Origin of the sequence: Pricia antarctica (genome assembly GCF_900101815.1) — a bacterium.
Lineage (GTDB): Bacteria > Bacteroidota > Bacteroidia > Flavobacteriales > Flavobacteriaceae > Pricia > Pricia antarctica.
Map to the genome: position 1 here is coordinate 13,455 of NZ_FNAO01000011.1, position 24,232 is coordinate 37,686.

Annotated in this window: 23 protein-coding genes, 1 tRNA gene and 1 pseudogene; 13 read left to right on the forward strand and 12 right to left on the reverse strand. The window is 42.1% G+C overall.

Translation table 11 applies throughout. The features are described 5' to 3' along the window. Positions 1–75 precede the first annotated feature (75 nt). Together BLT07_RS18660 and BLT07_RS18665 are read left to right on the forward strand one after the other, a co-directional pair. Positions 76–1,029, forward strand: coding sequence for a transketolase family protein (locus tag BLT07_RS18660; RefSeq protein WP_091873509.1), 954 nt, complete (start codon positions 76–78; stop codon positions 1,027–1,029). 48 nt (positions 1,030–1,077) lie between these two features. Further along, positions 1,078–1,689: a porin family protein gene (locus BLT07_RS18665; protein WP_091873515.1), complete on the forward strand. Its 612-nt coding sequence runs from the start codon at positions 1,078–1,080 to the stop codon at positions 1,687–1,689. Between the two features lie 110 nt (positions 1,690–1,799). Here BLT07_RS18665 and BLT07_RS18670 read toward each other — a convergent pair whose 3' ends face one another. After that, positions 1,800–2,750, reverse strand: coding sequence for an FKBP-type peptidyl-prolyl cis-trans isomerase (locus tag BLT07_RS18670; protein ID WP_139205170.1), 951 nt, complete (start codon positions 2,748–2,750; stop codon positions 1,800–1,802). 85 nt (positions 2,751–2,835) lie between these two features. Between BLT07_RS18670 and BLT07_RS18675 the strand changes: the two genes are divergently transcribed. Continuing rightward, positions 2,836–3,222 carry an RNA-binding S4 domain-containing protein gene (locus BLT07_RS18675; RefSeq protein WP_091873716.1) on the forward strand — a complete coding sequence of 129 codons (387 nt, stop codon included), beginning with the start codon at positions 2,836–2,838 and terminating at the stop codon, positions 3,220–3,222. A gap of 236 nt (positions 3,223–3,458) precedes the next feature. Beyond that, positions 3,459–3,956: a phosphoribosyltransferase family protein gene (locus tag BLT07_RS18680; protein ID WP_091873524.1), complete on the forward strand. Its 498-nt coding sequence runs from the start codon at positions 3,459–3,461 to the stop codon at positions 3,954–3,956. A gap of 301 nt (positions 3,957–4,257) precedes the next feature. On the opposite strand, the gene BLT07_RS18685 is transcribed toward BLT07_RS18680, so the two are convergent. Next, positions 4,258–4,782 (reverse strand): shikimate kinase, encoded by a 525-nt coding sequence (locus BLT07_RS18685; protein ID WP_245726601.1) that lies wholly within the window; start codon positions 4,780–4,782, stop codon positions 4,258–4,260. A 168-nt stretch (positions 4,783–4,950) separates the two neighbouring features. Here BLT07_RS18685 and BLT07_RS18690 point away from each other — a divergent pair. After that, positions 4,951–5,023 (forward strand) — tRNA-Lys (locus tag BLT07_RS18690). Between the two features lie 1,966 nt (positions 5,024–6,989). Next, complete coding sequence (locus BLT07_RS21105) at positions 6,990–7,145, forward strand: hypothetical protein (RefSeq protein ID WP_175455367.1); 156 nt, start codon at positions 6,990–6,992, stop codon at positions 7,143–7,145. 118 nt (positions 7,146–7,263) lie between these two features. Here BLT07_RS21105 and BLT07_RS21110 read toward each other — a convergent pair whose 3' ends face one another. After that, positions 7,264–7,533, reverse strand: a complete 270-nt coding sequence (locus tag BLT07_RS21110) for a hypothetical protein (RefSeq protein WP_091873533.1) — start codon at positions 7,531–7,533, stop codon at positions 7,264–7,266. 305 nt (positions 7,534–7,838) lie between these two features. Between BLT07_RS21110 and BLT07_RS18705 the strand changes: the two genes are divergently transcribed. Next, positions 7,839–8,195: a hypothetical protein gene (locus BLT07_RS18705; protein ID WP_139205171.1), complete on the forward strand. Its 357-nt coding sequence runs from the start codon at positions 7,839–7,841 to the stop codon at positions 8,193–8,195. A 218-nt stretch (positions 8,196–8,413) separates the two neighbouring features. On the opposite strand, the gene BLT07_RS18710 is transcribed toward BLT07_RS18705, so the two are convergent. Then, positions 8,414–9,286, reverse strand: coding sequence for a diacylglycerol/lipid kinase family protein (locus tag BLT07_RS18710; RefSeq protein WP_091873541.1), 873 nt, complete (start codon positions 9,284–9,286; stop codon positions 8,414–8,416). A 56-nt stretch (positions 9,287–9,342) separates the two neighbouring features. Here BLT07_RS18710 and BLT07_RS18715 point away from each other — a divergent pair, with 56 nt between their 5' ends. Together BLT07_RS18715 and BLT07_RS21765 are read left to right on the forward strand one after the other, a co-directional pair. Then, on the forward strand, positions 9,343–10,311 hold the full coding sequence (locus BLT07_RS18715) for an App1 family protein (protein WP_091873544.1): 969 nt from the start codon (positions 9,343–9,345) through the stop codon (positions 10,309–10,311). Between the two features lie 193 nt (positions 10,312–10,504). Further along, positions 10,505–10,690: pseudogene (locus BLT07_RS21765) on the forward strand (DUF1206 domain-containing protein); the annotation flags it as partial. Between the two features lie 80 nt (positions 10,691–10,770). On the opposite strand, the gene BLT07_RS18720 reads toward BLT07_RS21765, so the two are convergent. Next, a complete protein-coding gene (locus tag BLT07_RS18720) occupies positions 10,771–12,168 on the reverse strand; it encodes an NAD-dependent succinate-semialdehyde dehydrogenase (RefSeq protein WP_091873549.1) in 1,398 nt (465 codons plus the stop codon). A gap of 655 nt (positions 12,169–12,823) precedes the next feature. Here BLT07_RS18720 and BLT07_RS18725 point away from each other — a divergent pair. Then, positions 12,824–13,567 carry an SDR family oxidoreductase gene (locus tag BLT07_RS18725; protein WP_091873553.1) on the forward strand — a complete coding sequence of 248 codons (744 nt, stop codon included), beginning with the start codon at positions 12,824–12,826 and terminating at the stop codon, positions 13,565–13,567. A gap of 221 nt (positions 13,568–13,788) precedes the next feature. Here the strand turns inward: BLT07_RS18725 and BLT07_RS18730 are convergent, their stop codons facing one another. From BLT07_RS18730 to BLT07_RS18750, 5 genes are read right to left on the reverse strand one after another with little or no spacing between them, the layout of a single operon-like run. Then, positions 13,789–14,007, reverse strand: a complete 219-nt coding sequence (locus tag BLT07_RS18730) for an SDR family oxidoreductase (protein WP_317040782.1) — start codon at positions 14,005–14,007, stop codon at positions 13,789–13,791. A gap of 9 nt (positions 14,008–14,016) precedes the next feature. Beyond that, a complete protein-coding gene (locus BLT07_RS18735; protein WP_091873561.1) occupies positions 14,017–14,874 on the reverse strand; it encodes a glycosyltransferase family 2 protein in 858 nt (285 codons plus the stop codon). Then, positions 14,871–15,986, reverse strand: coding sequence for a hypothetical protein (locus BLT07_RS18740; protein WP_091873566.1), 1,116 nt, complete (start codon positions 15,984–15,986; stop codon positions 14,871–14,873). Before BLT07_RS18740 ends, BLT07_RS18735 begins: the two co-directional genes overlap by 4 nt. Next, positions 15,983–17,077, reverse strand: coding sequence for a glycosyltransferase (locus tag BLT07_RS18745; RefSeq protein ID WP_175455368.1), 1,095 nt, complete (start codon positions 17,075–17,077; stop codon positions 15,983–15,985). Before BLT07_RS18745 ends, BLT07_RS18740 begins: the two co-directional genes overlap by 4 nt. Continuing rightward, positions 17,077–18,393 carry a glycosyltransferase family 2 protein gene (locus BLT07_RS18750; RefSeq protein ID WP_175455369.1) on the reverse strand — a complete coding sequence of 439 codons (1,317 nt, stop codon included), beginning with the start codon at positions 18,391–18,393 and terminating at the stop codon, positions 17,077–17,079. The genes BLT07_RS18745 and BLT07_RS18750 overlap by 1 nt, the downstream gene beginning before the upstream one ends. A gap of 305 nt (positions 18,394–18,698) precedes the next feature. Here BLT07_RS18750 and BLT07_RS18755 point away from each other — a divergent pair, with 305 nt between their 5' ends. Together BLT07_RS18755 and BLT07_RS18760 are read left to right on the forward strand one after the other, a co-directional pair. Then, positions 18,699–19,739 carry a helix-turn-helix domain-containing protein gene (locus tag BLT07_RS18755; protein ID WP_091873577.1) on the forward strand — a complete coding sequence of 347 codons (1,041 nt, stop codon included), beginning with the start codon at positions 18,699–18,701 and terminating at the stop codon, positions 19,737–19,739. Between the two features lie 23 nt (positions 19,740–19,762). After that, a complete protein-coding gene (locus BLT07_RS18760; RefSeq protein ID WP_091873580.1) occupies positions 19,763–20,947 on the forward strand; it encodes a glycosyltransferase family 2 protein in 1,185 nt (394 codons plus the stop codon). Here BLT07_RS18760 and BLT07_RS18765 read toward each other — a convergent pair. After that, positions 20,917–22,257 (reverse strand): bifunctional PIG-L family deacetylase/class I SAM-dependent methyltransferase, encoded by a 1,341-nt coding sequence (locus tag BLT07_RS18765; RefSeq protein ID WP_091873584.1) that lies wholly within the window; start codon positions 22,255–22,257, stop codon positions 20,917–20,919. The two genes, BLT07_RS18760 and BLT07_RS18765, sit on opposite strands and share 31 nt — an antisense overlap. A 10-nt stretch (positions 22,258–22,267) precedes the next feature. Beyond that, positions 22,268–23,350 carry an acyl-CoA dehydrogenase family protein gene (locus tag BLT07_RS18770; protein ID WP_091873588.1) on the reverse strand — a complete coding sequence of 361 codons (1,083 nt, stop codon included), beginning with the start codon at positions 23,348–23,350 and terminating at the stop codon, positions 22,268–22,270. A 710-nt stretch (positions 23,351–24,060) separates the two neighbouring features. On the opposite strand from BLT07_RS18770, the gene BLT07_RS21115 reads away from it, so the two are divergent. Continuing rightward, positions 24,061–24,228, forward strand: a complete 168-nt coding sequence (locus BLT07_RS21115) for a hypothetical protein (RefSeq protein WP_175455370.1) — start codon at positions 24,061–24,063, stop codon at positions 24,226–24,228. The last annotated feature ends 4 nt before the right edge of the window (positions 24,229–24,232 follow it).

Consider the following 24,232-nt stretch of genomic DNA (forward strand, 5'->3'; position numbering starts at 1 on the left):
TTGACAAAAACATACAGATTTCCGCCGGAGTTTAAGCTGAGTGCAGCCGAAGTAAGGAAATGACAAATACGAGTAATCATGAAATATACAGACCAAGGGAAAAAAGATACAAGAAGCGGATACGGAGCAGCCATGACCGAATTGGGAAGAAGCCACCCCAATGTGGTGGCCCTTTGCGCGGATTTGGTAGGATCGCTTAAAATCGAGGATTTTATCGAGGAGAATCCCAAACGCTTTTTTCAGACCGGTATTGCGGAAGCCAATATGATGGGCATCGCAGCGGGACTTACCATCGGGGGCAAAATACCCTTTGCCAGTACTTTCGCCAATTTTGCTACGGGCAGGGTCTATGATCAGATTCGACAATCTATCGCCTACTCGAACAAAAATGTGAAGATTTGTGCATCGCATGCCGGTCTGACGCTAGGGGAAGATGGGGCGACACACCAAATACTCGAAGATATCGGAATGATGAAAATGCTACCCGGCATGACAGTCATCAATCCCTGTGACTATAATCAGACCAAAGCGGCCACCCTCGCCATTGCCGACTATGAAGGTCCCGTTTACCTACGTTTCGGACGGCCTAAAGTGGCCAACTTCACCCCTGTCGACCAGAAATTTGAAATTGGGAAGGCCGTGTTGCTTCAGGAAGGCACCGATGTTACTATTATCGCCACTGGCCACTTGGTCTGGCCTGCATTAATAGCTGCCGATAATCTGAAAAAGCAAGGTATTTCCGCGGAGGTTTTGAACCTTCACACCATCAAGCCCCTTGATGAAGCGGCTGTGTTAAAGTCCGTTAAAAAAACAGGTTGCGTAGTGACCGCTGAAGAGCATAACTTTTTGGGCGGACTCGGCGAAAGTATCGCCAGAACCCTTGCGGTTCAGCATCCTACGCCCCAAGAATTTGTGGCGACCCAAGATACTTTTGGCGAAAGCGGTACTGCAGATGAGCTGATGGACAAATACGGATTGAACAATAAAGCCATCGAAGACGCCGTTGTTAGGGTTAAGAACAGAAAATGATCATGGTATCGTTTTTGATATCTTGATACTAACAAAAACGAGAACTATATGAAAAATTCACTGCTAGTGGCAGCGTTTGCTATGTTCAGCATCGCTGCCTTTTCACAATCGGATTCAGGTTTCGGAATCAAAGCCGGACTCAACTACAACCAAAATGGCGACCTTACCATTGAATCGGTAGGCAATGCTGCCGAGGACATCATCAAAGGTTCGGAGGGTAAAGTCGGCTATCATGTCGGTGTTTTTGGCAAACTGGCATTTTCCAGATTTTACCTTCGCCCAGAACTTGTTTACACCAAGACACAAAGTGCCTATAACTTCGAGGGCGGCACGAAGTACGATATTTCAAGACTTGATCTTCCCGTGCTGCTCGGTGTCCGAATTATTGGACCCCTACATGTGTTCGCTGGCCCGGCATTTCAGTATATGCTGAGCAACGATTTAGAAAATTTCAATATCAACGATGCCGAAAAGGACTTTACCGTAGGTTTGCACATCGGCGCAGGTATCGATTTGGGCAGATTAGGACTTGATGTTCGTTACGAAAGAGGCCTTTCGGAGAACGAAGCTCAATTTGTTGGCGAGAATGTGACCGATATTTCTGGTCGGGTGGATTCTCGGCCGTCGCAGGTTATTTTTGCGGTGTCCCTCAAACTATAGCGTGCTGATCATTGTCTTACAAGCGCCTATAGCATTGAAGGAACTGATAAAAAATAGCCCCGACAGCGAACTGTTGGGGCTATTTTATTTACTTTGGATTCAATTTGCAACTATTTGGTATCCGGATCGAGATAGTCAGGGATACCGTCTTTGTCCTCATCCGGTAGGGGCATTATGAGATTGCCTGCTTCATCAAAGGTAACTTCTTCTCGTGTCGGTGTACCATCATTATCATCATCCGTATCTTCATGGTTATAAATCGGTCTATTTCCCGATTGAGTAAGGGTAAAATCCCCATCGCTGTTGTCATTATTAACATTTCCATCCCCATTAACATCCTCTAAAATAGAGGGCACACCATCATTATCAAAATCGGTATTTTCCACATAAAGGCCTAGTTCCAATTTAAACAGCAAAGGATCATATGGCGCTATACTACCTCTTGGTGAGTTGTAATAGCCCAGACCAGAAGGGAAAAGAATCATTCCGATTCCCGTATTTTCTATAGAAGTTGTTCCGTCGTCGTTAACAATAATTTTACCACCGGCATTCAATTTTGAAATTCCGATGGAAAAACCACGTAAAAAGTTCGGTAAATATCTCCAATTGAAAGACTCGGAAGAATCGAACAAGGTACCGTTCAATTTTACTCCCTCATACTTAAAGAAGGTAGAATCAGCAACCGTAGGACTTCCACCTTGTCCTTTTCTAGCTATTAAATAGTAATATTTAAGAGGCACATCACCACCTTCAGATAATCCTAAATCGCTTGAAGACACTGTGATAGTTTCCGAGGTCATATCTTCCGCTAATGAAGATTTGTCTGCATTATTCCCAGCTATGGTATCGATTTTTATTTTGAAATCGAAATTTTCTGGGATACTATCGAATTCCTCATAGTTATAAAAATGGGTCTCTAAATATTCCTGAATTTTTGCTTCGTCTTCCACCGCTACTTCCGCAAGTGGTCTTGGCGGCGTTGGCGGTGGGGCACCTTCATCATCCTTTTTACAGGAAACTATAAGAAACCCCAATACTAAAAAAGAAACTATTCGGCTCATGGTCATGCATTCGTTTTTAAAGGCGGCAAGATACAATTTTCCCTTACTTTTGTCCGTGAGCTTAACAAAGAATTTTAGTTATATCATGCGTATCGACAAATACCTTTGGCACATCCGTTATTTCAAGACCCGAAGCATTGCCTCCACGGCCTGTAAAAAGGGACAGGTGAAAATCAACGATCAGGTCGCCAAACCATCGCGGGAAGTCTTTAATTTGGATAAAATCATTGTCCGTAAAAACCAGATCGACCTACAGCTCACCGTACTCGATATTCCCGCAAACCGTGTTGGGGCCAAACTGGTCGATATGTACCGAAAAGATACTACACCCAAGGAAGCCTACGAGCATGGCGAGCTCCTAAAAAAAGCCAAGGAACACTACAGAAAACAGGGCACGGGACGGCCAACGAAAAAGGATAGAAGGGATATTGAGGGCTATTTGGATGGGGAGCTTCCCTCTAATACCCCATGAGAGGGCTAACGGAATTAGCCGTGAGAACAGCGTCAGGCTCAAACATCCTTCCGAGATTTATGATGTATTAGGCCATCTCATCGAGAACATTCCGACAAGCTCCGCAGTAGCAAATCACCTTACATCCACTTTATCCGTTTCAAGCCTGCCATTTCGTACCAAATCATAAAAAAATGAGCCTAAATTAGTGTAAATAGCATCTAGCCAATTATCTTTGAGAAGCAAATATCGCATCCATGGACAACAAAATATTATCTCACCAACAAATACAGCATACCATACGCCGCATTGCCTACCAAATCTATGAGGCCAATGTCGAGGAAAAAGAGATCATCATTGCGGGCATCGATGGTGGGGGCTTACAATTTGCCAAAAAACTACAGACCGTACTACTAAAAATTACGGGAGCTGAAATAACGCTTTGTAAAATGGTCATGGACAAGGCCAACCCCTTAAAAAGCGGTGTTGAAACTTCGATACCCGAAGCAGAATACCGTAATAAATCCGTAGTCTTGGTAGACGATGTACTGAACTCGGGCACTACACTGATTTACGGAGTGCACCACTTTCTAAAAACACCCTTAAAACAGTTGAAAACAGCGGTGTTAGTGAACCGCAACCATAAAAAATATCCTGTAAAAGCAGATTATAAAGGCATTTCGTTATCTACCTCGTTGCAAGAACATGTGCATGTGGAGTTCAAGGCCAAAAACGACATGGTGTATTTGGACTAAAATTCTAAGCACCAAATTCCAATTCCTTAATGGGAACGAGCTGCGCTTGAAATCTGAGAAATGAGCTATTTGGTAAGGGGCACTTTGGCTACGCTTAGAACTCTTTTAGAGGTATTGTCTGGAACCGATAATATCCGCTTTTGAGGTGAGATGAAGTCATTCTTTAACAGCATAGTAGAGCTACGGTTTTAAAAAATGAGGAGGAAATAGGGTTTCAAAATGTGATAGTCGGAGGTAAAAGAAAAGTCGAAATGAGTTCTTAGAGTCAATGACGGGTGACGATCGAAAGTTCATTTTCATTTTAAAAAATTTTACCCAGCTTACCCACAATTTCATTTACCACAATCTCGGGTTCTTTACTTCCGCAATCAATTACCTCATGGGCTTGATTGTAAAATCGACTACGTTCGAAAAGGTGTTTGCCAATAAATTCGGGAAGTTCGTCATCGGGAATATGACTAATCAAAGGTCTCTGGGCTTTTTGTTCGGATAATCTTTGTGCCAATTCTGCAATGGGAACTTTGAGATAGAATACGGTTTTAGAGCTGTTTAAAATAACTTCTAAATTCTTGCCGTAGCATGGCGTTCCCCCTCCTACCGATAACACAAAATTATTTTGCTGCTGCAGCACCTCTTTGAGGTGAATGTGTTCTTGTTTCCTGAAATACAATTCTCCCTTGCTCACGAAAATATTCGCAATGGACATTTTTTCCTTTTTTTCAATAAAATCGTCAAGATCCAAAAACTGTAGTTTTAACCGTTCAGCAACTTGCTTTCCCACAGTGGTTTTCCCACTTCCCATATACCCCAACAATATTATTTTCACCTTCTTTATTTTTGTAAAAATGACGCATTTTAGCCTCATTTCAAAGAAAACCGAAATTTCTCTTCAAATCGACTTGCAAAATTAATTATTGATCTTATATTTGCAGCCGCTAAAGGGAAGCATTTTAATTAATTTCGAAAGTATTTTTTTAGCTTTTTAGCAGATATTGACCTGGTAGCTCAGTTGGTAGAGCATCTCCCTTTTAAGGAGAGGGTCCCGGGTTCGAGCCCCGGCCAGGTCACTTTAAGACCTCCATTAGTATTCAAAAAGCCTGTAAATCGTTGATTTACAGGCTTTTTTATTTTCCTTGTATTCATTTGATATCAAATAGGACTATCTGTCGCGGTGCCCTATTCGGTGCCCTATTATGGAATTCGTTAAAAGGGCACCAGATCAATGTTAAAAAAATCGCTGTCAATTTTTTACATCGGATTAAGACTCAAATTGAAACAGGAAAAACAACGTCAAAATGGAAAATGTTTCCTTCTGCGTTTTATGCTATGTCAAAAGAGGAAAACTTGACAAACTTGACAAACTTGGAGAATTTAGCAAAAAACATGATTTAGATCTTGCAGTGCGGACATATGATCGATGAACGGTAAAAAGCCAGGGCGTCTCGATACATTGGTTCCTAAACATCCTATGAATCTATCTCATAAATATTCTACTGATATAAAATCTAGAAAATGATGTGAAAATTCACGAAGTACGTTTGGACGACCGTTTTCGATTTACCTTTTTCATCCATAAAAAAGGCCCAGCATTTTCTGCGGGCCATTTTTTCGACTAAAAAATATGAGATGCCTCTTATTTTTTGGAAGGACTTTTTTTAGGAGCGGTTTTGCCGGGACCTTTCTTATCGGACCCAGAACCGCTTTTTTTGTTTTTGTCCTCTTTCTGATTTTTCTTTTTATCAGGTGTTGCCATAATTACATTTTTTAAGATTAATATTAAGTAAAGTTAGCATATGGGAAAGCTATACTCTGACCTCAAAGAGAATTAATTTAATCCAATCATACCATACACTTGCGCGCATCCATCATTTCATGATCGTTAATATCATATTCATCTCAAAAGCCCTGATAATTGTAAATCAAATTCCGTTCACACTTGAACATGGCCCCATAAGACGCAGAATCCGGCAGTTCAACCAATATCTGGCCATTTCACACACCATTGAATTACATTTGAAGAACCATAACATAAGTAGGTTAAGTTCATGGTAATGATTTGGGGAAAAGACAGGGGCGACCCTGTCTTTTTATTTTATGCCTTTTAAATTATTTCAAAGAATTTATATTTTAAATAAGCGCATTGCAAGAATCGGAAAAGGCGTGGGCCATCATGAGCCTCATCCTTTCAAGGAACAGTTTTAGTATAACATGTGCCCTATTGGTTTTTCAAAACAACGGTACAATAAAGCTTTCTTCACTAGGTGTTTTTCCAACGCGCCATTTCCCGCCCCATACCAAATTGGTAGTGCCCTTTTCAGTGGCCGTTCGAACGTCCCCAGCCATGGGTGCTGATTAATTCCGGAATTTTTATGCTTTCACTGTACGGCGCGCTTACAAGCTTACCTTCTGCTTTAGGGGTGATTTCTTTCGTAGTGTTGTTGATAAGTGCCGCTGTTGGTATGTTTTATTATTTGAAGTATATAAGGTAGAAATTCCTACTGTAAACGTTCAAATAATCGATAACTGAAGGAGCCAAAGTTTACATAATCGGTTTATTTTTCCTATCCCTTGCACTAATCCCCACCATAAATCGGATGTATCCTTAACCTTCGGTCCGGGAGCGGAACCTAAAAATTTTCTTCACTGCGACTATAACCGAAAAATTCAGGATAGGTAGAGTGCTCAATAATGTTCATGCCCAGCTAGCCAAAGGTATTCCTGGCAGTATTGGGGCGGTGGAAAGAAAATCTACCAAGAGACACCAAAATGTTATCTGATGAAATGAACGTAGGCCTATCTGTGTACACAGCCTCCAAACATAATTGCGGTTGCTCGGAACCTGAACGGAAACCGCAAAATGCTGGATTATGGGGAACGTACCGAGCCATTTTGAAATAGCCATGAAAATCGGAGTGAACAGATTATATAGCGGGACTATGTAAATCCTCTATTTATTTTGCGGTTAATCGTTGGCACAACAATTTTCCGCAATAAATGGCATTATAGTACACATAAGAAACAATCATTGCATTTATGAAAAAGATCGAGATAAAGGGCCCATATGAAACCTTGGAAAGGATTTCAATATTTCTTGAAAACAACTACATCAAACACAATGTAATCGGTGATGTAGGTAGCGACCAGGCACCGGAAGAAATCCAAGAAAGTATCGATTGGCCGTTCTTATAGGCCTGAGCAATGGCATGGCGCCCTGATTTTCGTATGGCTGGCCAAAGAAGTGTAAACACAGTTCAAATAAATGGCTCCTGAACTTCAATCGGGACAAAAGAAAATCTATCAGTTTTGCTTAGATTTCTTGTCTTTCCTTAATATTATCATTCAAGAATTCTTTCCAATCTGCATTATTCTCAGTATTTGCTCTGTCTTTAAATTCTGTAGAGTTATCAAAAATTTCCGAACCTGACTTACGCGGAATCTCATCGTCGATATCATAGAAAATTTGAAGGTGGTATTCGTAATTATTGAAGTCTCTTTTTTTTGGATAAAAACAATTGCGTGTTTGCGGGCGAGGACTTTCCGAAGGAAAATCTGAAGCTAGCAAACTAGCAACTAACATTGGTTCAACTGTTCGCGGGCAAGTCCTTTTCGACAAGACTAACAATGGATTTAATAAATTTCATGCCATCGTACGATTCAATCAATATGAGAATTTTTTGCGTTAATCATCCTTTCTCGTTTTCAATACCTTGTAATATGAAAAATAAGAATTCAAATTCGACTGCGAGCCGAGGAGGCATGTACACAAATATACCGGTGCTCGTTTTGTTAATATTAAATATTCTATTAATAACCGCCTGTAAATCAGACAACAAAAGTTCGGAAGATTCGGCCGAATTAACAAATTTACAAAAAACTGAAAGCATGCCCAGCGAAGAATTTACGGATACTACAATACGGAGTACCTATACCCAAAAGATAAAAAATGTACCAAACGCGACCTCAAATGGAGCTACGGGAGGAAATGCAAATATGAACTATCTAATTACGCATGATTCATCCGAAGATTGGGTTGACCTTACCCAACTTTACGCCGACTTGGAGATGACTTCCCGACAGATAGATGATTATCAAAATGCAATGCATATGTATCAAAAAAACCTCGGTGGTGCCAGTCCTAACGAATTACGTTCCATCGGTGATGAGAGGAAAAAACAACTAAAATCTATTCTGTCGGACAAACAATATAAGAAATTTAAGTCCATTAGGTCAAGTAATTAGATTTATGAATCTGAACCTAACCTACATTCAAAAAAAATCATCATAATGGCAAGTCCGCAAGGCACTTGCGCGAGGTACCTGAATCTATATATTTTTTTGATTATTGAAAACCTTTCACTTTTAAACCTTCCCCTAAAATTATAGGTAATTTGGGGTTAATCAAACCCAAAGAAATAAAAAGGCCGGACTGCATAAATAGGTTAGCGCATCTCTCGTCATCAGGTTGCAATGGCGACATAGTCAGGAAGAATAGTAACGGTTATTTCTTCTATATCGTCATAGAATTCCCCATCTATCTGAAAGGAAACCGGCTTTTCAGTGGTGACCCGAACCTCGGTGGATTGTATGACCTCAACAAAATCGGAAGTCATGTCGATATTGCCGTTCAGTGTTTTCAGTACCTCGAAAAAATTGAGCTCTTTAAAAATCAATACTTCAAATTTTCCATCGTCAATCTTTCCGTTTGGATTAACCAGTGCTCCCGTACCGAATTTTTTGCTGTTGGCAAAGGCCACCATTACCGCATCGACTTCACGCTTTACGCCATTTGCCGCTATGCTAAACCGATAGGGAGACTCGGTCTTCCAAAGTGTTGGAATACTGTTCACCAAATACCCAAAATGGCCCCGCACCGCGCTATCAGAATAATTTTTAATAAGTTCCGCATTGATGCCCATGTCGCATATATGTAGACCGATCGATTCTCGTATACGTAAGGCGTCTATACTCTTAATCTGATCGCCCATGGCCACCGTAAGTGCTTTTTCATGGTTTTGGGGAAGTTCTAGATCGGTTGCCAGACCATTGGCGGATCCAGCGGGAATAATACCGATAGTCACATTTTGATCGTGACAGACCTGGGCGGCTAATTTAATAGTGCCGTCACCCCCAACCACCAAAATGCGATCTGGTCGAAAAGCTTTTACTTTTTTACGCAGTTTGTCGATGTCTTCCTTTCCTGTAGTTGTGTACATTGAGTATTCGGTTTCCTTTCCTAAAGAATCCGTAATCATATCAATGATCGGTGTCTTATCGGTATCGCCCGAAACCGGGTTTATTACCAATAGAACTTTATTTAACTTCGCATTCATTTTATGAATTGTTTAAGTATCTATTATTTTTAAAACGCTCTTTATCCAAGGTGCACATGAAACGGAGATTAACAGTTTATCGCGGATATGCCAATGAACAGGAAATCGTTGTTTTTGGACATGTCTTTAAAAAAAATACTCCCGATAGCTACAATTTGGAGGGGAAACGTCTACATCATGCCCATTCCGTTTTGCGGATGTTCACTATCAAGACTTTGGGCGACATACCTATAAGCTTCCGATTCGAGGACATCACCGCAACAACAAAAACTTTGGCGAACGGGTACTTTCGTATCGCCCTACCCTACCCGAAAAAAATAAAGAGCGGATGGCATACGTTTACGATTACCGCAAATTTGAATGGTGAACCCGTGGAGGAAACAGGTGAGTTCAACAAACCCTTCCCTGGTGGTTACGCTTTAATTTCAGATATCGATGACACCTTTCTTATTTCCCATTCCGATAATTTCTTTAAAAAAATATATGTGTTGCTGACCCGCAATGTATACAAACGTAAAATTTTCGAGGGCGTCGTTAGACACTATCAAATGCTCAGTGTCGCAGGACGAACAGCGGAAAATGGAATCAACGCCTTTTTCTACGTATCGAGCAGCGAATGGAATCTCTATAATTTTATCGTGCATTTTACAAAATTGAACGATATGCCGAAAGCTGTTCTAAAATTAAAGGACTTAAAGTCCGGCCTCGGCGATTTTCTGTTTACCGGGGGGGGCAACCATAATCATAAGTTCCGTAAAATAAAACATCTTCTCGAATTTTATCCCGAATTGACGTTCATTCTCTTGGGAGACGATAGCCAAAAAGATCCCTTTATCTATGAACAAATTATTAAAATGTTTCCGACTAACGTAAAAGCGGTCTACATACGCAGTACTGGCCGCAACCAAAAAACGACTGTAATAGAGGCTTTAGACAACATACAATCTTTAAAAGTTGAAACTTGTTATTTTAAGAATAGCGCCACAGCTATATTGCACTCCCAAAACATTGGCCTCATTTCTTAATAGAATGACATCGTATACTTCTCCATTACCATCGCTAAAAATGACTCAGAACAACACGATATATGCTTAAAAATTTTTAATATGAAATATAACGACACGGTTATTCGACCTTTATCTTTTCTATTGCCGTGCCAGCACAGCCTTTCTACCGCACTACCAAAAAAACTATTAGTGGCTTGGATATCAAGGCATAATCTCTAGGGAGATTTTAGGCGGTCTTGTTTCCTATTTCTTTTTTAAGGCTGCGAACGGGGCGGAATCTGAAGAAGTGAAAAGAACCGCAGAGGCTTTTTCGTTCTTACAAGAATGTCCCGCCCCTTGGCTCGCAGGCTTAATTGCTTTCGGGCTGATTCGTTATTGTGTTTATATGTTCATCATGGCGAAATATCGAAGGCTCATAATGCCTGTTCTTTATGATAATGAAATTTTTGAACAAATAAACACCTCGTTTGCACTAAATCATTTCGAATTCAATTTCATTATCGATTTGACGTTTACGAACTCCCGAACACCAAAACCGCCATGTTCCCGTCCGTATCCTGAGTTCTTTACGCCACCAAAGGGCATATTGGGCTGTGCCAGTCCGAAAGAGTTGATGAACACCATGCCGGTATCGAAATGTTGCTTCGCCAACTGGATGGCCCTGTTTTCATCCTTTGAAAAAATACCTCCTCCAAGACCGAAACGACTGGCATTTGCTATGCTCATGGCATCTTCATCATCCTTGGCACGAATCAACGATGCAACGGGACCGAAAAGTTCATCATCGTAAGCCGGTTGACCACTGGTTACGTCTGCAAGAATGGTCGATGGATAATAATAACCTTCCCTGTCGGGTACTTCCCCCCCGGTTAAAATCTTTGCTCCTTTTTCGACGCTATCTTTGACTTGGTCAGCCAGTTTATCCCGTAAATCCTTACGCGCCATAGGTCCCAAATCGGTTGCATCATCAGTGGGGTCACCCATTTCAATGTTGCTCATACGTTCTACGAAGGCTTTTTTAAACTCGTCATAAATAGAATCGACCACGATAAAACGTTTGGCGGCAACGCAGGTCTCGCCGTTATTATAAATACGTCCATTCGCGCAGGTAGCTGCCGCCATGGGAATATCTGCATCGGACAATACCAAGTAGGCATCATTGCTACCGAGTTCCATAACGGTTTTTTTCAGAACCGAACCTGCCTTTTCAGCCACATGTCTTCCCGCCGCCTCGCTTCCGGTAAGGGTAACCCCACGAACGAGTTCATTTTCAATAATCGTATCGGATTGATCGTGGTCAATAATTAGTACAGTGAACAGATTTTTCGGAAGACCGGCACTTTCATAAATCTCTTGGAGCATCAATGCGGAACCAGTAACGTTTTCGGCATGTTTTAGGAGGACACCATTACCTGCCATTAGATTGGCTATGGAATATCGAACCACCTGATAGGCTGGAAAGTTCCACGGTTGTATCCCATATATTACCCCGATAGGCGAGTAGGTAATGATGCCTTTTCCACCCTCGGGTAGTTCACGCTCTTCATCGGCCAATTGTTCTGCCGCATTCGCGGCGGAATACTTGCATATACCTGTACATAAATCGATTTCTTGTTCGCCATGTTTTAAAAGCTTCCCCATTTCTTGGGTCATTAGCTCAGCGAATTCACTTTTTCGTTCTTGTAACGCCTTTCCGATAGCTTCAATAATTTTACCACGCTCGTCGACGGAATACTGTCGCCATTCCTTATAAGCTTCGTGGCATTTTTCTACGGCCTTCCCCGCTTCCTTATCCGTCATGTGCGTATAACTCTTTAGATTTTTCTCGTTTGCAGGATTAACTGTGCTGAATCCATTTTTATTCATTGTTTCCATAGCATTGTTTTTAAAATTTTTTGGTATTGAAGGTATCGCAGGCACAACTGTGACCTACCATTTTAATCCAGTCCCTTACTTTCGAAAATTTGAGGCAGAAAGTATCCGCTGCCGTCTACGGCTTATATAGGTCTTTACTTATAAAATTGGATAGATTTACAAAGACTTTGGGAATGTAGGATTTAAACTATCCGAAGTTTACTTCAATACATTTGGATTTTGCTTCAAAACGTCTTGAAAAGCTAATTGATTGCTAAGTACGAAAGTTATAGCGTCCTCTTTCTAAAACGGTAAAGAATCGTTCTACTGAATACCATCATCCACAAACAGATTGCTGGCGCCGTTATATATAAATAGCGCTTGGACATTCGCATAATTGTCGTTGTTTTCTTTAAATCGGAGCTACAGTCGCCCGAAGGAATAAATCACTATGAAACGAATCGTCCATTACTCCTTACTATTGAATCCCGTCTCTTTTCCAAGGCAACTTCTGTACGGCAAAAGCCCCCCGAAGACGTTGTCAATTCCAAAATATGTGACAGATTAATCGACCTTTCAAATTTAAAGTCAAGAATTATCTTGAATTAGTCAAGCCCTTACCTTTTGAACTGAGATATTTAACTATACTTTAAATTCTTTTCAAAACTAAACTCTTATGGATGTAAAAAACAAAGTTATCATTATCACTGGTGCTTCAAGTGGAATCGGCGAAGCAACAGCCATGAAATTGGCCGAAAAGGGTGCCAAAGTAGTATTGACAGCTCGTAGGGAGAGTAAGTTAAAAGAACTTGAGAGAAAAATCACCTCAAAGGGCGGAAAGGCACTGGTTGTCTCGGGCGATGTAACCAAAAAATCGGACTATGAAAATCTGATAAAAAAAACCTTGAATGAGTTCGGCACCATCGATGCCCTGATAAATAACGCAGGGCTAATGCCGCTATCCTATATAAAAAAGTTAAAGACCGATGAGTGGGAAAAAATGATTGACGTGAATATCAAAGGTGTTCTGAACGGAGTCGCAGCCGTTCTACCCACTATGATTGAAAATAAGAAAGGCCATATCATAAATATTTCTTCGAGTGCAGCCCATGGCTATTTTCCTGGAGGTGCGGTATATTGCGCAACGAAAGTCGCCGTAAAGATGTTCTCAGAGGGCTTGCGAAAAGAACTTGCCCCGAAGTACGGAATCAATGTCACCTCCATTGAACCTGGTGCGGTTACCACGTCGTTGATGGAAACTATAACCGACGAAGATATTAAAAAGGAAATGAAGGAGATGCAAAAAATGACTTTTCTCGAGCCCGAGGATATCGCCAACGCTATTTACTATGCCTTGGAACAACCTGAGCGTGCCAATGTAAATGATGTTTATATTATGCCTACGGAACAAAAAGGGTAACGTATTAGGTGTTTTTGATCGTTAGAATTATTAAAAAATGCAAACGATTCAATTCTTCCATAGGAATACCGTAAAAATAAAGTTTGATACCTATCGATTTTGTCTAAAAGCGGAATGGTCCCAATACCATTTATTTTGAATTCTGGTACGAAGGAACTTTTATGAAACGCTATCAAGAACTGTATATTCGGTTAAATTGATGGGGATAAAGGAAGACAGGATCAAATGAGTCCAGTAGTCGATAGGTCTTTTTGGAGTTTTATGGATGTAGCCAAGCCACCAATAATTTCGCCAACGTTGATATGCAGAACTTGACCCGTCATGTAACTACTGTCGCGACAGGCGAGAAAAACATATGCGGGCCCTACCTCCAACGATTGTCCGGGGCGACCCATTGGCACCTTTTTTCCAAAATCCTTAAGCTTTTCCCTGTCAAACACGATTGATAATTAGCGATAGGGCGCATTCTTGATTAACCGCTCCCTTATATCCTGAGTAGTTGGTTTTCGTTTAAGGGTTATCGGAGTATCCTTGTTCCCTTGCCATTGGATGTAGCCCATATCCGAAAAATCCTGAAGGCAGTCCACCATTGGCCAGTACCCCCATTTTGCAAAGAAAAGGTTTGAATTTTTGATGATAGGTTCCAAGTGATTCAACGGCGGAACATAGATAGGATGTTGTTGATGGTATACCTCGGCATCCGTTAAGTAAAAGGGAATCCCCGCTTTTTTCACTTCCAAGGCGAAATCGGTATCCTCCGCGCCATAACCCTCGAACCTATCATCGAATCCCCCGATGCGCTCGAACAGTTCGCGCGATAGGGAAAAACAGAGGCTCCAAAAAAGTTCGTAACATTCTTCTTTCACAATTCCGTTCACCTCAGGCCTGGACGGATGGAAGATACTATTCTCCCGTAATTCCTTCACGCAAAACCCCATGGGATTATTATGTAATATGTATCGTGGAGACCCCATGGCCAAAGCGTTCCTTGAAGCGCTAGCGGCCACAATTTTCTGGCAGAAATTATCGGAAGGTATGCAATCGACATCCAAGAAGACCAGATGCTCCGTGCTGCTATGTTCCGCACCCAGGTTCCGTGCTGCCGCCAACGGCATAAATTCCCAAAACCTTTCGAAATTGACGATTTTGAGGGGGAATTCAAAATTGTTTTCAAGATGTAAACCTTGGCCCATTTCGATGACAATAACCTCTGTTGGCAAAACGCTCTGTCGATTTAAACCTTTTAACGTGTTTTTGAGGTTGCCTTCCCTCTCATAATGTGTGATGATGACACTGTACGGATTCATATCGCGGATAGTTCGATTTTTGTATTCTTATTTTTATAGCTATTTCCGAGTGCTTGATGGGCTAAATTTCGGGAATGTTCGTACGCTAATTTGTCCGCCCGATACCCGAAAAATTCCAATTTTGCCTTGAAAGCCTCAAGCTCGTGAAGGCTAATACGTGGCAGATCTTTCTGCTGGATATTTGACAGGGCCCTTACTGCGGTATTTAGGCATCCATATTTGGAAAAATCTATGGCCCAACCGAGCCTATCGAGATTCCTTGCTATATATTCCTGCTCTTCGAAATGTCTTTTTTCCGGGGACGCTACAAACCGCTTTCCAAGCGAGAGTAGCTCCGAAGTTGTATTTAAGCCACATGCGGCAATGATGAGATCGGCATGATTTATAAATGCTCTGGTATCGTCTACGACACCGATATACTCAATTCCGGAGCGCCTATCGCTCCCCCCGCGTCCCGGTCCGATAACATAAATATCATAGCGTTTGGGAAGGTTTCCAAAGTCAAAAGCACGAGTACCACCGAATCCGTTCAAGTGCAGGAGAATAGGTTTAAGGCCTATTCTAAATTCGACAGGCCTTTTGTTTACACCCTTATCGAACATAAATTTGGACAAGAACCCGAAATAAACAGTTTTGTTGGTTATCCATGATGGGGTATCCACAGACTCCATTTCCTTGGGAAAATAGGCCAATAGGAAACTTGCGCCTTCAAAGGCGTTCAAGTGCGGGATATCATTCCTATCTCCCTGCAGTCTGACGTAGGCATATGGAATCGAACTGACACGGGCCAACATCGCCATCTCGACACTTACATCGATTATCAGCAGTGAAATGTTTCTTTTCAATACGTTATCGAGAATGGTTTTGTTCCTTCTGGTGATTTTTCCAATATTTACAGGGGCATAATGTAAGGCCCGAGGTTCGGGGAAGCAGCTACGCTGATATTCGTTACCGTCTGGGTCTTCGTTTTCAAGCATCACAACGTCCGTTCCCCTATCGAAGGCGTGGTTCCTATCGGTAAATACCGTTAGCGATTTCCCGAATATCTTTGAAAAAAGGTTGGCATAGTTGCAGTGTCCGGAACCCTGGCTATGTGCATAATAGCCTATCATGGTACCCTATATGTTATATATTCCTTTTGTTCTAAAAGACGGTTGTAAATATTCAAATAGCCCTCCACCATAAGCTCATGAGAGCAGAAGTTCTCGGCCCTTTTCCTACAATCCGAACGATTTAATTTAGGTATCGTGTGTATAGCCGATGCCATTGCTTCACTATCGTGCTTAGGCACTATAATACCGCAGGCATCGGTCAATATTTCGCGTGTTGCTCCGCCTTCAAAGGCAACTACCGGGGTTCCGCAGGCGAGGGATTCCGCCAAAGTCAGTCCGTAGGGTTCCTCCCAAGTACTTGTGAATAATAGGGCCGATGCGTTCGCTAACCATGGTCCCAACTTCTTCTGTTCTATATGTCCGATATACGTTACCCCTGCTTCTTCCAATAGCGGTGCCACCCGGGTATTGAAATAGTCTCTGTTGCTCACAGGGCCTGCCAATATAATTGGAATTCGAGCTCGTAGTGCGGCTTTGATTGCCAAGTCCGTACCTTTTTCCGGACATATCCTTCCATACCACAGCACATAGTCACACGAGGGTTCACGGACCGGTTCCCAATGGGACAGGTCGATCCCATTGTAAACGACCGTCGCCGACGGAATCATTTTGTTCCATGTATTTGCTAAACTTTTGCTTACCATGGTGAAGGTCTGACGCTCGTTTCCCTTCACTCCGTTAGCCCCAAGCTGCAGATAGGGAAAGGTGGGTGTGTGAATAGATGTGACCATAGGAATACCGAGGGAATTGCCCATTAGTATCGGCATATAGTGCAATGAATGATTGTGCACCAAATCATAATCACCCTCTGCAATTTGCTGCATTACATGAGTATAGGCCAATAGTTCGCGAACGGCGACAGCATCCTGTCCCATTGCTGACATTTCCGAAAAAAACGCGCTTGGATATAATTTATCCGTAGGGATAGCCTTTATATGGAAACTTTCATGCGAATCTCTGTGGCCAAATAAATGAACCTTGTGTCCACGCTCCATAAGGGAACGGCATAAAAGGAAAGTGATCATCTCGAGCCCCCCTTCGAAAGGTTCCCGAATGGGATGAAGGCAATGGGCAATAATGGCTATTTTCATTAATGTAATTTTAAGTTCAATGCAATTTGTGAATTTGTGCCGGCACGGCATAGATAGTCGAAACGTGTGGCCATGACATGGAGCGTGGCGAACGTAAATGCATTAACGGCGATTATGATAGAGTCAAAACCCAAGGCACAGAAGAAAAGCGACAGATGCAGAAACGGATAGAGCAGGTTCACTTTATAATCAGAACGGACTTTATTCTTGTTCGTTCTAATAAAAGGTCGATTCTTTCCCCACATCGCAGGCCACCAATCGAAGGCCCCGATATCAAGGCTGGAAAAGTGAATGAGAAACGTACGGAAGGCCCCGGCACCTCGACGACCCTGATCCAACTGTAGCTGTACGATCTTGGAAAGTATAAAAATCCAATAAGCGATATATGCACCTCCGGACAGGTGAACAAAGGTTGCCTGATTTAACCATGGAGTGAGCATCAGGCAACATAGTAGTATCAGAATGGGCATACCCAACATATTTATCCATGCGGTCAATTGGGAAACTCCTGAAACCCATTTCTCGAAATTGTGCCAAGGGCGCATCGAATAGTTCATAAGTGTCTGTACGTTTCCGAATATCCACCGCTTACGCTGCTTTATGAAGTCTTCTTGCTCAATGGGCGCTATGCCTTTGCCTATAATACGGGGTACATATTTGATATCATAGCCGGCAACCTGTAGGCGCGCGCCTAGTTCGGCATCTTCGGTAATGGAATTTGTAGGCCATCCGCCTACCTTGTCAAGTGCGGTAATCTTTATGAGGCTCAAAGTGCCGGTCGCCAGGGCACCGTGGCAGGTATCCGCTTTAAAACAATAAAAATCAAAAAAATGATCAAACTCCGCTATGAGCGGAACATGACGTTTGCTATCACATTGGTAGGCCTGGGGAAATTGAACCAATGCCGTGTTCGGGCGATCAAAATTGGACACCGCAAGTTCAAGTGCATTGGGAGTTAGCCGATAGTCCGCATCGATAACGAACACAAATTCAGCATTTCTATGGGTGACCTTTCTTGCGAAATTAAGCGCCCCTGACTTAAAAAACGGCCATTTTTCTAGATGAAAAAACCGGACATTAGGTAGTGTACTGCAAAAATCTTCGACGGGTACCCAACTATCCCTTTCCGTTGTATTGTTATCTACTACGATAATCTCAATTTGGGCATACTCTTGTTTTAAAATTTCCTTGAGGGTCGATATTACCATGTACGGTGGTTCGTTACATATGGCCAAATGTACGGAGACCATCGGTCGAGTTTCGTTCACCAGAACGTCCGAAGGTTTATGGAATCCGAGCCAAAGCTTGAACTTCATAGCTTCCAAAAGGCATATACAGCATATCAATCCTATTAAAAATATAGAAATAATATATGGAGCTTTCAGTATACCTATGCAGAGCAATAGTATCAAAGCAATATATCCCCAAGACGTATAAAAAAAGTTTAGAATTGATTTCATTACATTCGTGTCTAACGGTAATATTAGCTCTAATAAAGCGGTGTAAATGTCACTATTGATGCAATTTACGTTACGATAGCGAACGGGTCATATTTAATCTTGATTGCGCTAGGGAAAGGTGCCAATTAAATGTCATATTGTATAAGCAGTAAATCATACCCATGAAAAATTTCATTGTAAGTTCGCTTCCCCTAAAAGAGGTAATCTCGGACCTTGCCCGCGAACTCGAAACGGATTATTTGGAGAGTTGCGGCATATTTTACGTGCGGATCCCTGATGAGTACGGTCAAGGTATCATAGTCGGGACGGATTTCAAAGATGGTCTAGGTCTCATCCGTTATGAATGTAGGTTTAAAGAGGATGTTACCATCGAATACACTGTCGATAAGGTGCACCCGGTCAAGTTTCTTTTTTCGATGGAAGGGGAACTACAGCACCAATTCACCGAAGAATCGGAATGGCACAGCATTCCAAAATATAAAAATGCCATCGTTGCCAGTTCTGCACACTATGGTCATTGCATCCGATTTAAAGCCTGCGAACTGACCATTTATAATAGTCTGGAATTGAACAGGAAAGATTTCCAATCAAAAATAAATTGTAAACCATTTAGTATTGTACCCTCTTGGCGGGATATGCTCAATGATATTACCGCAAAAAAAACTTTTTATCACGATGGTTTCTATTCTCTGGAACTATCCCGAATTATTGATGAATGGGATAAATACCCTGAGGGAGATTGGCTTAAATCATTACATCTCGAAGGTTTGGCGTATAGGATTTTGGTTCTTCAAATCACCCAGTTTCAAGACGACCTGAAGTCTGAAGGCAAGAAAACCCTGCTACGTAAATCAGAACTAAATCAAATGCTCAAGGCAATACACATGATAGAGGAACGGTTGGAAAATCTTCCGACAATAAGTGAAATTGCATCGGAGGTCGGACTTAACGATAATAAACTTCAACAGGGTTTTAAGGAACTGTTCGGCAAGACCGTCAATCTATATATCAGGGAAAAACGTTTGGAAAGTGCAAGAACGTTATTGATCAATACGGATCAAACACTTTCGACCATTGCATCTACTATCGGTTACCAAAGCCCTAGCTATCTTTCCAAAATGTTCCGTGAAGAATACGGTGTCAAACCCTCGGAGTTTAGACGACATCGCGAACGTAGGAGGACTGAATTCGGTTCGCTGTAAAATCTAAATTCTTGGAATCTATAATGAAAACTATCCCTGATCAGAACCAAGTAAATTACTTTGATGTTGGCAATTGTGCTCAACTTGATACTATCGCCGATATTTTGGGAAAAGGGATTCCCCCTAGGCAAGTTAACCCTAAGATTGTAATCACCATACCTGCCCATAACGAAGAGGAATTAATCGGAAAATGCATTGAATCTATCGCCGGTCAGCGAACCGTCTATGCCCGTGGAATCGATTGGAACGATTTCGAAATTTTAATTCTTTGCCATAATTGTACCGATGCTACCTATGAAACCAGTATAGGAATGTTGTCGCGTTTCCCAGACCTAAAACTTTCGGTTCTTGAAACAAAAAGCCCGGAAGTCAACAATGTGGGCGCAGTCCGCCGGGTGCTGATGCGCATCGCCAGTGCCAGAATTGCAAACGGGGAGGGATATATCGCCATGACAGATGCCGATTCCGTTGCCCACCCCTATTGGCTTGCCAACATCTTCGGCTACATCGGAAGCGAATATGGTCTTATATGTGGACAAATCGATATTGATACGGCAGGTATTCCCAGTAACGCTTTAAGAGTATTGGCGCTGAAAAAGCACTATGACACTCTTTGGATTTCCTTAAAAAATACGATAGTTCCCGATCAGTCGAACCCGTTACCGCGGCACGCAAATAACTCGGGGCCCAATATGGCAGTCAGGGCGGATGTCTATGAGAATATCGGGGGCATTGATCCCCTCGGTTTTTGTGAAGACATTGCATTTTACGATAAGATAGTCTATGCGGGATACAAGGTTAGACATTGCCCAATGACCCTAATGACGACCTCGGGACGTACCGTGCCCCGTGCCCCCTGGGGTTTTGGAGCGGAGCTCAGTACATGGGACGGGAACAAAGATTCGGGATTACAGGTCGAAGGTCTTGAGGCATTATTAGAAAGGCTGCGCATATTTAAATTGATGCGTGAATATTCGCTCTCCAATGAACAGCAAGACCTTTGGGCGGCCGCTCGACGAAGCGGAATAGAAAAAGAGCGTTTGGTTGACTGTATCCTTAAATTTCGGAACGACTCTGCCCTTATGCTTAGATTGGAAAAAGATTTGGACAGTTTGGAGAGCTGGCGAGAACGTTATCCTAAAATTGAAATACAACGCGCCTGTCAAGAACTCGAAAACTATCTTTCCCTTTCATCGGAAACCTTTTGATATACTTGTAGTACATAGTTTTCTTTACGTTCTAACACGATTTCGCTGAAATGCCCTTTCCTTTTTGCAAAGGCCGCAAAACTCTTATGCACTTCATCACCGCTCAGTGGATAATCGGGCACAAAGCGTGTCCAATGGACCAGCAAAAGTCTGCCGTTGGGTAAAAGCGCGTCCGAAATTTTGAGGAACAATTGTTCAAGATGTTCCCTAGTTAGATAATATCCGATTTCACAGCAGGTCACGAGATTGAATTTACCTTGGGGAAATTCCTTTACTATATCCATAGTTTTAAAAATAATGTTCGCTTTTCCCGAACAGTTTTTTTTCGCCTCATTAATGGCAACCTCGCTGATATCAACAGCGGTCAACTGGTTACAGATTTCGGATAGCAATCCGGTCTGTACGCCAACCGAGCATCCAAGCTCAAGTCCGGAATCGAAGTTGTGGTGACCCAATATCTTTATAGATCTTTTGTATTTACCGAGCTCGTATTCGCTATTCTTAAAATTCCAGGGATCCACCTGTCGGGAATACAGTTTTTCGAAATATAAACTGTCCAACGTCTGTACCGCTTGTTTTGTGACAAAAAAGTATTCGGTATCGGTTTTGAAAGGTTCCAAAAGTTCATCGGTCAGTTCGAACCCGTTGGGATCATCGAAAATTATTTTACCAAGTTGGGACCTGTGCCTTTGTACCGCATGCCATTTTTTTTGAAAAACAGGTTTAATTTGTAATCTATAGGGGATGGCTTCGCCTTCTATCGGCCAATCGTTCTCAGTTCCGTTCTTCCAAAGCCAGATGGGATATTCGAACTTTGTCACATTAGCTTGAAGTTTTTCGATGGCCAGTTCGCCAATGGTGTTCACCACGCGATGATCCGGGTGTGGGTCTCGACGCCATGGAAGCGCGATTGACGAGAAATTACCTACCCCGAAAATTTCCATAACCTCTCGGACCAATGCATCGACCTCCTTTTCCTGAAGTTGACCCAATTTGGAATCGGGGGCCCTTAAGAATCGCAATGCTGAAATAGGTACTCCCAATTCCGAACACGCCCTTATCGCTTCGGCTTCCCTTATTTTAGAAAGCGTTGTCGAAGGATACGTGACTGATGTATGCGATGCCGAACCGCTGGTCACGAAAATAATGGACACTGAACTACCTGCCTCCTTTAATAAGGCGATCAGACCACCACAGCCTAAACTTTCATCATCAGGGTGGGGAGCCAAAACAAGTAGATTTCCTAAATCCGCCGCCAAACGCTCCCTGTTCAAAAAAGGGGCATTCAAAATCCAGGTGTTATTTATCATCGATTTTGTCTTAAGAATAATCAGTAATAAAGGAAGTGCCTATTGCGCTGATGGTTCTATCGGGCCCGGGCTGTTTGAGATAGACACTAAGATCCCTATGAATTCGCTCTAAGGGATGGGGTTCCATCATTCCCTGAAGACCGACGGCCATTTCGCAGATTTTCAGGACTTCCTCGCAAATATCCCTTGCGACGGTCCGGAACATATTGGCAAGATGCATGGTCCCGGAGGGATCCACATAACGACTATCCAAAGCTTCCCCGGCCCGCTTTAACCAAACCATACCCGTTTCACGCAGCACCGCCAACCTTCCCAACCTCGATACCTGTTCCGGGGCACCAGTTCTATTCAAATTCTTGAGATGGGTCGCGGTAGCTCTGATCGCCGCCTCGGCACCCCCTAGTTGTACGGCGGCAAATCTCACCGCACCACTGGTGAAATCCGGTTCGCTAACATAATCATAGACGCCACCTAGTAATTGATCCTCTTGAAATACCGTGCCTGTGAAATCAAAACGGCAACTCACGGATGATCTCATGCCCATGGGTTTCCAATAGGTCATATCTTCCATAAGTTCGTACTGATCCATATGGAGTAGTATCATACGGGTGCCCTGTGGTCCTGCTGCGGTAACAATTGGCCTATGTATGTTGGAAGCCCCCGAACAAAATACCTTGGCTCCCTTCAAAATACCCCCATCTCCGGACGTTTGATATTCCAATGGTTCCGATGGAAACTCCGAGTTCCAGATTCCGAAAAGTTTACCGGACATGGCTTGTTGAAAATAGTCCATCTTTTGATTTTGACCCCCGTATCTGTCGATGAGTAAAAGCGCATTTAGGTGCCCCTCATAAATCCTTCCAAGAGAAAGATCATACGCTCCAATTTGCTTAAGGGCTTTGAGAATTCCGAAATTACCGTGGTCATGGCCAAGGCCTTTTCCTCCGTATTCCGTTGGTACGTTTAAGCTCATCAGTCCAATAGATTGCAATAGCTCAATGCCCAAATAAGGAAAATCATCGTTATTCTCGATATATTTTTTGGGAATGAATGACATCCTTTCCTTGACGATATGAACGGGTATTTCAAACATTTTTTTAAAATTTTATGGGATACAGACGCTTAAGATTGGAAGTTTTAAATAGTAAAAAGTTAATGTAAGGTTGCAAAATTAGATTCAATCAAGGAATTGATTTGTCTTGATACCAACGGATTGTAATACAAATGAAATCTATGGTGTGGATTATAGTGATCTTTATAGGAAGGAAGGATGTTTTTAAAATTTAAGAACCTTTCCACGGATTATTAATTGAAAGGTCTGAATTTAGCCGAAACTTGTCCATTCTAGCCATCCATCTTTGAGCTAAACGAAATAGTGACTGTCTTCGACCCAGGCCGTTCAAGATGGAAATAGTAGTTATACTCCAAACCCAATGGTGGATTCTCTATACATCGATTTGAAATCATCAAAATATCTTCAGTACTGTAGGGCAGGTATAAGCGTTTTTCAAATTTTAACCCTTTGGTATTTGGCGACAGCTATTGGTAGATATACCTAAAAAAATAGAACATTCCATCGGTTAGCTAAAAAATAGGAATTGACAAAAAAATTTTGTTCGAAGTCTGTTTGACAAATTATCGCAATAGGGATAAAAGTTCGAGCAGTTGAGTTGCATACAACAAAGATATCTCTCTACTTTTAAAATTCGAATTCAAATGGTGTTGTAATCGTTACGTCATTATAATGACGTAACGAAATTGAAACGGCTATACTATCAACAAAACTTCAACAGTACAGCATTTATGCAAAATGCTTTAAAACAATATGAAATGAAATCAAAATTATTTGGAATCGCAGCTGCCTTGGTAAAAGGTAGAAAATATACGTTAGCTCTGGTAGGAGCGCAGTTAGTCTACCTTGCATACAAATATATGCAAGAGCGAAAAGTAAAAAGCCTAAGGGGAAAATAACCTT